This window comes from Paenibacillus tianmuensis (assembly GCF_900100345.1).
In the GTDB taxonomy this organism is placed as follows: Bacteria; Bacillota; Bacilli; order Paenibacillales; family NBRC-103111; genus Paenibacillus_G; species Paenibacillus_G tianmuensis.
Window position 1 is genome coordinate 150,513 of record NZ_FMTT01000009.1, and the last position, 9,951, is coordinate 160,463.

Below are 9,951 nucleotides of genomic sequence, written 5' to 3' on the forward strand. Positions count from 1 at the left end.
GTACGGTTCAGTTGAGGGCGCACGAATATTGTGGCCGCAAATAGGGGAAGGTTTACTTCTTCAGCAGGGCCCAGCGATAGGCGTACTCGAACAAAAACTCGAACGCTTCGAGGTGCCGCTTCGCTTCGAAGGCATTGGCGCCCCAAGCGTAAATGCCGTGCTTGCGCAGCAGAATGCCGGGAATACGCGGCACGATCGCGCCTTCGACCAATTCGGCAATCCGCGGAATTTCCGCATAGTTGGGCAGAATCGGGATATCGATGTGCGCTTCCTCTTCCCATATATTGAAAGCCTTGATCAACTCGACGCCGTCCACTGGCACGCTGCCTCGTTCCGCATACAGCTCGGAGACGAGGTTATTGAAAACGGTGTGCACATGAAAAATAGCGCCGCAGCCCGTCAAACGGTAAATCTCGCAATGAATCAATGTTTCCGCGGACGGCTTCAGACCGGTCGTTTCGATCGGTTGGCCCGACTGGTCGACCAGCAAATAGTCTGACGGCGTATTGACCGATTTGTCCTTACCGCTCGCCGTAATGGCAAACGCAAACTGCTCGGGAGAAAATTCCCCTGTCCGGATCGACAGGTTGCCGCTTGTTCCTGGAAACCAGCCGCGTGCGGCCAGCAAAGTTTTAATCTCCCGCAGCTCGGCGAACGCCTGCTGCTTCTCTTCCAAACGAATTGCGTTAAAGCTCACGCACTTTCATCTCCTCTAGCCGCTTGATCACGTCGTGAAAATCTTCAAAAGGATAATAATTCAACCCAAGCTCCTGGCACAGCTCGATCAGATGGGAGCGGGCGAATACCGTATCGGCCAGCTTGGCCCCGGCAAAATCGGTGACGCTGTCACCGATCATAATGCGCTCGTACGTCTCCCGCGGGTAGGAGCGAATGATTCTCGTTTTGCACATGCCGCAGTCGTTGTCGCATTCGGCATCGCACGAATGCGGCCAAAAAATGTGAATATGTGTGCCGCTGAAGTCGCTCGCGTTGCAATAGATGTTCTCCTTCGGAATCGCAAACGACGACAGGACGGGATAGACGAAAAAGTCGATTCCGCCGCTCGTCACCAGGAAGAGGATGTCCTCCTGTTTGCTGTAATCCAGCAGCTCGCGAAACCCGCTGCGAATCGTCACGTTGCCGATCGCGTAATCGATGACTTCCTGCCGACGGGAGGTCGGAAGCAGCGCAAACATGCGTCCGACGCCTTCCCGAATCGTAATTTCCTTGGAAATAACTTGATTAACCAAGGTATCCCAGCCCTCAGGCTGAAAATGCTTCATAATCGCCACGATATTGTCGTTGACAGTAATCGTCCCGTCGAAGTCGCAAAAAATAACCCGCTGCTTGCTCATTCTTTGATCCCCCAAGAGTCAATTGCCGCTTGCAGCTCCGGATGCCCGTCCGCGGCATAATCTTGCAGCGGAATGCCCGCCTGGCAGCCGTCGATCGCCTGCCGGAAGGCCCGTCCGCCAGCCGCAGCGCCCATAGGATGGCCATGTACTCCGCCTCCGGCATTGATGACCACTTCTCCGTTAAAATCCCGCAAGATGAGCGGCACAAGTCCGGGATGAATGCCGGCCGAAGGAACCGGGAAGCTCGCTGCGAGCGGAACTTGTCCGTTTGCGGACGCTGTCGCGCCGTCCCCGCTGTAAATATAATCGGCAGTTTCGGTTGTCAGCAGCGCTTCCTTGATCGCCATGTTCTCTTCCTTCGGCATGACGACAGAACCGTACGGCGAAGGGAACAGCACCAGATCGGCCCCGGCAAGCCGCATGAGCTTGCCAAGCAGCACGTTCGCGGCGATGCCGTGATACGGCGACGGATACAAGGCTCCGGCAAGCGACGGATGGGCCATCAGCGGCACGTTGACATCAGGGTGACGGCTTAGCTCGCTGAGAGCGTCGAAGCCATAGGCGAGCACATTGAACAGCAGCGCGTTGGCTCCGGCGTTGATCGCTTTTTTGGCCTGTTCGACGAGCCCGAAGGTCGGTCCGGTCAAATTGGCCGCGTACAGCAGCTTCTGGCCGGTTTCCCGCTCGGCTTCGGCCGCCGCCTGCATACACAGCTCAACCCGCTTCTCGATCGGAGTCAGCGGATTTTCAAACAAAATTTCGTCGTCCTTGATCAGATCGACACCACCGAGCGCCTGCTGATAGAACTGCTCCCGCAGCGAAGGCAGATCGTGGCCGATCACTGATTTGAAAATGCTCATGAGCAGCGGACGGTCGTGAACGCCAAGCAGCTTGCGCACGCCCTCGATGCCGAAGCGAGGTCCTGGAAAGGCTGACAGGAACGACTCGGAGAATGCCAGGTCGATCAGCTTGATCCGGCCGTCCATCGACAGCTTCCCGAAAACCGTGACGAGCAGAGCAGGGATATCGCGGCTGAAATTAATATCTGGATAAGCGATACGAATATCGGCATATCTTGCGGAAGCGGGGTCGCCCGCAGACGGTTCGTGTACGTCCACGCTGACGACGCGGCCTAGATGTTTTTCCATTTCCGCCTTGCGCGCTTCCGGCAGCTCGGTCCAGCTTCCGACGGTTAGACCGACGGCGATGCCGGTCGCTTTTTTATGAAAATCGGCTTTCTCGTCGTAGCAACGGTAGGTGGCTACGCAATACGCTGAGGATATAGCAAGACTCACAAACTTACACCTTCTTTACTTGGTATGGGAAGCGATGGAAGCGCTGATGGCCGCGCCCATTTCGGCGGAGCGTTCCGCGGCGCGGCGCATCCCTTTGGAGATCGCATCGGTGAAGCCGCAGTTGTACATCGTCTCGATAGCTGCATGCGTAGCGCCGTTCGGAGACGTCACCTTGCGGCGCAGCTCAGCCGGCTCTTCTCCGCTCAGCTCGACCATGCGGGCCGCGCCCAAGACCGTTTGCACGGTCAGACGTTTGGCCTCTTCATGCGTCAACCCGCCATTCATTCCGCTCTCGATCATCGCTTCCATCATATAATAAATGTAAGCCGGGCCGCAGCCGGACAAACTGACAATCGTCTCCAGAAGCGGCTCCTCGACGATCGATACGATGCCGATGGAGCGGAACATTTCTTCACCAAGCTGCCGCTGCGCGTCGGAGACGCCAACGGAAAAACTGAGCCCGGTCGCGCCAAGCCCGATCGTGCTGGACGTATTAGGCATCGTGCGGACGATGGCCCAGCCGGGGCTGCCAAGAATCGCCTCCATCGTCTCGATGGAAAGTCCGGCAATCACGGATACGAGCAGCTGTTCTTTGCGGAGCACCGGCTTCAAGTCGAGTATGCCTTGAGCGGCGTCGCTCGGCTTAAAGGCCAGTACGACGATATCGGCGGAACTGATGGCTTCGTTTCGCTCGGCAGCACCGGCGGCATAACGAATACCGTATTGCTTGTTCAATTGTTGCAGACGGGCTTCATTCGACCGGTTAACAGCTACAAGTTGTCCCGTTTCCATACCCGCCTCAGAGACGAGCCCCCGGATGATCGCTTCTGCCATGGAGCCGGCGCCGACGAACGTGATGTTTTTGGATAAAATCTGTGACATATTGGCTGCTCCTTTCGATATCCATAAAGTGTATACGATCTTCTGGGTTAACCGCGAATTTGCCCGTTTCCGATAATGCAGTATTTGCTCGACGTCAGCGCCGGCAAGCCCATAGGACCGCGAGCGTGCAGCTTTTGCGTGCTGATGCCGATTTCGGCGCCGAAGCCGAATTCGAAGCCGTCCGTGAAACGGGTGGAGGCGTTATGATACACGGCGGCTGCATCGACCTCCTGCAGGAAGCGTGCAGCGTTCGCCGCGTCTTCCGTCACGATGCATTCCGAATGCATCGTTCCGTGGCGGCGTATGTGCGCCAGCGCCTCGTCCAGCCCGTTCACGACGCGAACGTTCAAAATATAATCGTTGTATTCCGTATCCCAGTCGGCTTCCGAGGCTGCTTTCACCGCCGGCGCGAGCCGCTGCGCTTCCGCATCGCCCCGCAGCTCGACCATTTGCTGTACGAATAGCTCGGCGATGTTCGCCAGATGCCGCTCCGCAAAATCGCGCTGCACCAGCAGCGTTTCCATCGAGTTGCATACTGAAGGCCGCTGCACTTTCGCGTTGATGGCGATCTTCAGCGCCATGTCCGGCTGTGCGCTGGCGTCGATATAGGTATGGCAAATGCCGGCTCCGGTCTCGATCACCGGCACGGTTGCGTTTTTGACGACATTTTGAATCAAAGAAGCGCCGCCGCGCGGAATAAGCACATCGAGCAGGCCGTTCAGCTTGAGCATTTCGTCCACCGATGCGCGGCTCGGGTCCATGACGAGCTGCAACGCGTCCGCCGGAACGTCGGTCGTTTTCAGCGCATCGTGCAGTACCTCGACGATCCGCTTATTGGAATGAAGCGCCGAGGAACCGCCTCGCAGCACGACGGCGTTGCCGGTTTTCAGGCAGAGTCCGGCCGCATCCACGGTAACGTTCGGACGCGCTTCGTAGATGATGCCGATGACGCCGAGCGGCACGCGGACTTTGCGGATTTGCAGGCCGTTCGGGCGGTCGAACGTCTCCAGCGTATCGCCGATCGGATCGGGCAAAACGACGACCTGCCGCAGTCCGTCAGCCATCGCTTCGATCCGCTGGCGGTTCAGGGCCAGCCGGTCAAGCAGCGACGTGCTGATGCCGCTCTCACGCCCGCGCTGTAGATCCTCCGCGTTGGCGGCGATAATCGATTCGGCCTCCGCTACGAGGGCGTTCGCCATGCACAGCAGCGCGTCGTTCTTTTGCTCGGTGCCGAGTAAACCGAGCTTCGGCGCGGCTTGCTTGGCTAGCTTCGCTTTTTGCACCACTTCGCTCAGGTTTAGAGCTTGATCCGTTGTCATGTTCAACTTCCTCCTTCGGAGCGTCGTTTAAGGTCGTACTTGCTTAGGTTTCGGCAGCATCCTTTGCTTTAGCCGTCGATGCGAGGGTAATCCATTCGTCGCGGTGTATGACTTCGATGCGCGGCACCTCGATCCGCTTCTGCACTTCCTCCGTACTAAGACCGGCAACAGCCTGAAGCTGCCAGGAGGCGTAATTGACGACGCCGCGCCCGATCGTTTCCCCATCCGGGCCGAGCACTTCGATGACATCGCCGGGATGGAACTCCCCAGTCACTTCCTTGACGCCCGCGGGCAGCAAGCTTTTGCCTCCCACGACGAGCGCCAGCTCCGCGCCTTCGTCCACATAGACCGAGCCCTGCGGCTGGGAGTGGAAGCCGAGCCACTGCTTTTTCATCGGTAAATTATGCTCCGCCGTATCGAAATAAGTGCCTTTCCCGGTTCCTTCCACGGCCAGCATCAGGTCGCCGGGCTCCGTGACGCGCCCGACGAACACCGGCACACCGCCGCGCATTGCGATTCGAGCAGCCTCGATTTTGGAGCGCATGCCGCCGGTGCCGACCATAGAGCCGGAGCCCCCGGCGATCCGGGAAATGTTTTCGTCGATTTCCAGCACGCGTTCGATCCGTTTGGCGTCCGCGTTTTTGCGCGGGTCTTCGGTGTACAATCCGTCCGTATCGGTTAGGATGACCAGCCTTTGCGCCCGGACCAGATTGGCTACGAGGGCGGAAAGCGTATCATTGTCGCCGAATTTCAGCTCGTCGACCGAGACCGTATCGTTTTCGTTAATAATCGGCAGCATTCCGCGGCGCAGCAGCTCTTCAATCGTCATCTGCGCGTTATGGATTCGCTTGCGGTTGGAGAAGTCGGAGCGGGTCAGCAAAATTTGCCCTACGCCTACGCTTTGCCCCGAGAATGCCGCTTGGTATGCTTGCATCAGCAGCGCCTGCCCGACGGAAGCGGAGGCCTGCTTCTCGTGCAGCAGCTTGGGACGGGACGCGTACCCCAGCTCCCGAAAGCCGGCTGCCACGGCTCCCGAGGTCACGAGGAGCACGGGAAAGCCTTGACGGTGAAGCGCCGCCAGCTCTGCGGCGAAAAATGCGATTTTTGCCCGGTTCAATCCGCCTTCGTCGGACGTTAGCGAACTGCTGCCGATTTTCACTACGATCGTTTGCTGCATAGGAATCACTCTTTCCATGACTGATCTGGCTGCCGCCCCGGGCAGATGCGGAAAACGCAAAAAGGCCCCGTCCTTTAAGGACGAAAGCCTCTACTTCCGCGGTACCACCTTACTTGATGAATTGACGACCAACTCATCCTGCTTCAGTCCCTTGTAACGACAGGGAAAGCCGTCCAGCTCGTCGCTGGCCGTTCAGGGGCGGGTTCGGCAAGGCTCCACGGTAAATTCTCGCAGCCGGTGGAATTTACTCTCTGATCGTGCAGGGGCTTTCCTACTATTCCCATCAATACGTTTTGCTTTTCATTAGCATAGCATGAGGGGGGGAGGTTTGTAAAGGCGATCAGCCGAACAGACGAAGGGCGTCGATTCGGTCAACCGCTTCGCGGAGCCGCTCTTCCGTGCTGAGCAAGCCGAGGCGCACGTAGCCTTCGCCGTGGTCGCCGAAGCCGACTCCGGGAGCGACGACGATCTTGGCCTTCTCGAGCAGCATGTCGGAGAACGACTCCGACGTATAACCCTTCGGCACAGGCAGCCAAGTGAAGAAAGAGCCTTGCGAACGCGACGCTTGCCAGCCGATCCGGTCCAAAGCCCCGAACAGGGTGTCTCTGCGGCTCTGGTACATCTGCACGAGCTCGTGAACGCTATCCTGTGGGCCGGTCAACGCGATGGCCGCCGCCTCTTGGATGCCTCCGAACAAGCTGCAGTAGTAATGATCCTGAATCAAGTTGATCATCCGCACGATTTCGCGGTTGCCGAGGCAGAAGCCGACCCGCCAGCCGGCCATGTTGTACGTTTTGGACAAAGTGTAAAATTCGACGCCGACCTCCTTGGCGCCCGGCAGCTGTAGAAAGCTGACTGGCTTCTGTCCGTCGAAGCCGATGGCTCCGTAAGCGAAGTCGCTGGCCACGACAATGCCGTGCTTTGCCGCAAAAGCAATCGTCTCCTCATAGAAGGAAGCCGGAGCCGAAACCGCCGTCGGATTGTTCGGATAGTTGATGAACAGCAGCTTCGCCCGATTCACGTCATCGGCCGAAAGCGCACTGTAATCCGGCAGGAACCCGTTCGATTCCAGAAGCGGCATGAAGGCCATCCGGGCGCCGGCCAGGGCGACGCCGGACCAATAATCCGGGTATCCCGGGTTAGGCACCAGGCAGACGTCACCGGGATTGAGCAGGCATTGGGCGATTTCCACAAGACCGGTTTTACCGCCGAACAAAACCGCCACTTCCGTCTCCGGGTCGAGCTCGACGCCGTAATCTTCCCGGTATCGTTGGGCGGCGGCCTCTTTTAAAAACAAGTAGCCGTTGAACGGAGGGTAGCGGTGGTACTGCGGATTTTCCGCCGCTTGCTGCAGCGCCTTGACGATGTGCGGCGGGGTCGGTCGATCAGGATTCCCTTGTCCCAGATTGATTACGTCGTGTCCTGCGGCAATTTGGACATTGGCTTTGCGCACAAGCGTGGCAAAAAATTGGGTAGGCAGCTCTTGCAGCCGTTCAGCCGGAATCATAGGAAAAGTGCTGACGGCTGCTTTCGTCGGGTTATTGGTCTTCATCTATGTCACTCCATTTGTTTGGTTTCAAATGTGTTGCCTTACAATTAATTCTTTGTGTTCTTATCGGAATATAGTTAATAACCTGAGCGGATAGGAATAATGTAACATGAAAAACGGTGCGTGTATACGGGTCTATTTCGTCGAATCATCCGTTTAACTGTCGAGGGAAACGTTTTTCATAGCTTATCATGTGCGGAGCTTTCAGGATTTGGCGGATGCCATTGTAGCGGACTCGGGCTATGAAATGAATGAGCCCGCCGAGGAACGGTACGCTGGACGATATTGTTTGCGCGGGCGCGTTGAAGTTCCGCTTCCGTTGCTCTATGATAATAGGAAGAAACGGCGCAGTTTCCCCAAGTGGGCCGCTGCGTTCGGAATTTCGAGACGGGTGAGGGGGAAGGTTAGATGGCTGGGCAACGATGGAATTTTGCTCTGCTGCAGATGGACATCGCGATAGGAGAGCCCGAACGCAACTTCGCAAAGCTGGAGAGCCTTCTGCATGAAGCGGTCGCTCACGATACGAAGCCGGATGTGATTGTCTTCCCGGAGATGTGGAACACCGGCTACGCGTTGGATCGGATTCAGGAGCTGGCGGACCATTACGGAGAGCGAACCGAGGCGCTGCTGGCGGCGTTTAGCCGAAAGCACGGCGTGAACATCATCGGCGGTTCGATCGCGGAGAAGCGGGACGACGGCGTCTACAATACGATATTCGCATATGACCGGCAAGGAAACCGTGCAGGAGACTACTCGAAAATTCATTTGTTCCGGCTCATGGATGAGGAGAAGTTTCTGCAAAGCGGAGAACGTGCGGGCGAGCTTCAACTGGACGGTATTCCGGCCGGCATGATGATCTGCTACGACATCCGCTTTCCGGAGCTTGCGCGAAAGCTCGCGCTTGGCGGCGCACAAATTTTATTCGTTCCGGCCGAATGGCCGAACCCGCGGCTGCATCACTGGCGCACGCTGCTGATGGCGCGGGCGATCGAGAATCAGATGTTCGTCGTCTCCTGCAACCGTGTAGGCGTGAGCGGGACGACGGAGTTTTTCGGTCATTCGATGGTCATTGATCCGTGGGGCGAGGTGCTAGCCGAAGGGGGAGAAGCGGAAACGATCGTTCGCGCAGCCGTCGACCTTAGCCAGGTGCCTGCCGTGCGCGGCAAAATTCCGGTATTTGAAGACAGACGCCCTTCCTTGTATTAAAAAAAGCAAAAACGGCACGCGAAAACCGGCTCGGATTATTCCGGCCGGTTTTTTGCGCGTTCGGCTTCCATCACCTTGCGGAACGTCTCCATAAACGCGGCGACCGCCTTCGATAAATAACGCCCCTTGCGATGGGCGATCACGAGCGTACGGGTCGGCCGGTTGGACAGCTGCAGGTACGCGGGCGCCAGCTCGTTCCGTCCCCTCAGCAGCATATGCGGGATGAAGGCAATGCCCATCCCCGCCGCGACGAGCGACTGGACCGTCTCGATATTGCTGCTCTCGAACACGATGTTCGGCGTAAATCCGGCGTCGTTGCACAATTGGATCGCGATTTGACGGAAGCCCTGGCCTCTTTTAAGCGCGATGAACGGCTCCTCCTGCAGTTCCGCAATATTGACCGTTTTGTTTGCTCCCTCGGTCAGACGCGCGGCCAGCGGATGCTGCGGCGGGACGGCTAGTACGATTTCTTCCTCAATGACCGGCTCGTAGTCAAGTGAGTCATCGATCAGGGGCAGGGAAAGCAGGCTAATGTCGGCTTGCCCGCTCGCCGTTAATTGTTCGAGGTTCGAGGTTGTCTCTTCGACGAGCACAATATCGATTTCCGGGTAGCGCTCCTGGAAGACGGGCAGGACGAGGGGCAGCACATGCGCGCCTGTAATCGGGAGGCTGCCCACGACAAGCTTGCCTTTGCGCATTTGGGAAATGTCTTCCATTTCTTGTTTTAACTGCTCGACCATGTCGAGAATTTTTTGCGCTTTTTCTACAAAGCGGGTACCGGCATAGGTGACTTCCACCGAGTTGGTCGTCCGTTGAAACAAAAGCACGCCGAGCTCCTTCTCCAGCTTGGAAAGCTGCTGGCTGAGCGACGGCTGGGCGATATGCAGTTTTTCGGCTGCGCGGGAAAAATTCTTTTCAATGGCGATTTGCAAAGCGTATTGCAGCTGGCGCAGTTCCATGCGGCTCGGCTCCTTTTATCGTTAAGGTTGAGAAGACTCCCTCTTCGATAAGGGGGAGATGAATCAGCATCTCTTGTATATGAATGCGAACATATGTGCTATAATGGTCATGAAATCACCAAAGGAGATAAGTCTCGCATGTTGCATCATAAAGCTTTTCGCTTTCGCATCTACCCTACGGAGGAGCAAACGACGCTGATCCATCAGAT

General features: G+C 57.2%; 10 protein-coding genes. 2 read left to right on the forward strand and 8 right to left on the reverse strand.

Annotated features, from left to right (window positions below; all coding sequences use genetic code 11):
- Positions 1-52: 52 nt before the first annotated feature.
- From mtnB to BLO51_RS09030, 7 genes are all read right to left on the reverse strand, one after another.
- Complete coding sequence (mtnB, locus tag BLO51_RS09000) at positions 53-697, reverse strand: methylthioribulose 1-phosphate dehydratase (RefSeq protein ID WP_090670030.1); 645 nt, start codon at positions 695-697, stop codon at positions 53-55.
- Complete coding sequence (locus BLO51_RS09005; protein WP_090670032.1) at positions 687-1,355, reverse strand: 2-hydroxy-3-keto-5-methylthiopentenyl-1-phosphate phosphatase; 669 nt, start codon at positions 1,353-1,355, stop codon at positions 687-689. The genes mtnB and BLO51_RS09005 overlap by 11 nt, the downstream gene beginning before the upstream one ends.
- Positions 1,352-2,650: a 2,3-diketo-5-methylthiopentyl-1-phosphate enolase gene (locus tag BLO51_RS09010; protein WP_090670035.1), complete on the reverse strand. Its 1,299-nt coding sequence runs from the start codon at positions 2,648-2,650 to the stop codon at positions 1,352-1,354. The genes BLO51_RS09005 and BLO51_RS09010 overlap by 4 nt, the downstream gene beginning before the upstream one ends.
- Positions 2,651-2,665: 15 nt before the next feature.
- Complete coding sequence (proC, locus tag BLO51_RS09015; RefSeq protein ID WP_090670039.1) at positions 2,666-3,532, reverse strand: pyrroline-5-carboxylate reductase; 867 nt, start codon at positions 3,530-3,532, stop codon at positions 2,666-2,668.
- A 47-nt stretch (positions 3,533-3,579) separates the two neighbouring features.
- On the reverse strand, positions 3,580-4,827 hold the full coding sequence (locus tag BLO51_RS09020) for a glutamate-5-semialdehyde dehydrogenase (protein WP_090670071.1): 1,248 nt from the start codon (positions 4,825-4,827) through the stop codon (positions 3,580-3,582).
- A 67-nt stretch (positions 4,828-4,894) separates the two neighbouring features.
- Positions 4,895-6,028, reverse strand: a complete 1,134-nt coding sequence (gene proB, locus BLO51_RS09025) for a glutamate 5-kinase (RefSeq protein WP_090670042.1) — start codon at positions 6,026-6,028, stop codon at positions 4,895-4,897.
- A 340-nt stretch (positions 6,029-6,368) separates the two neighbouring features.
- Positions 6,369-7,580, reverse strand: a complete 1,212-nt coding sequence (locus BLO51_RS09030) for a pyridoxal phosphate-dependent aminotransferase (RefSeq protein WP_090670045.1) — start codon at positions 7,578-7,580, stop codon at positions 6,369-6,371.
- A 405-nt stretch (positions 7,581-7,985) separates the two neighbouring features.
- On the opposite strand from BLO51_RS09030, the gene BLO51_RS09035 reads away from it, so the two are divergent.
- Positions 7,986-8,783: a carbon-nitrogen family hydrolase gene (locus tag BLO51_RS09035; RefSeq protein WP_090670048.1), complete on the forward strand. Its 798-nt coding sequence runs from the start codon at positions 7,986-7,988 to the stop codon at positions 8,781-8,783.
- A 35-nt stretch (positions 8,784-8,818) separates the two neighbouring features.
- Here BLO51_RS09035 and BLO51_RS09040 read toward each other — a convergent pair whose 3' ends face one another.
- Positions 8,819-9,742, reverse strand: a complete 924-nt coding sequence (locus tag BLO51_RS09040) for a LysR family transcriptional regulator (protein ID WP_090670051.1) — start codon at positions 9,740-9,742, stop codon at positions 8,819-8,821.
- A 138-nt stretch (positions 9,743-9,880) separates the two neighbouring features.
- Here BLO51_RS09040 and BLO51_RS09045 point away from each other — a divergent pair.
- A partial coding sequence (locus BLO51_RS09045) for a helix-turn-helix domain-containing protein (RefSeq protein WP_167670142.1) occupies positions 9,881-9,951 on the forward strand: 71 nt, incomplete at its 3' end.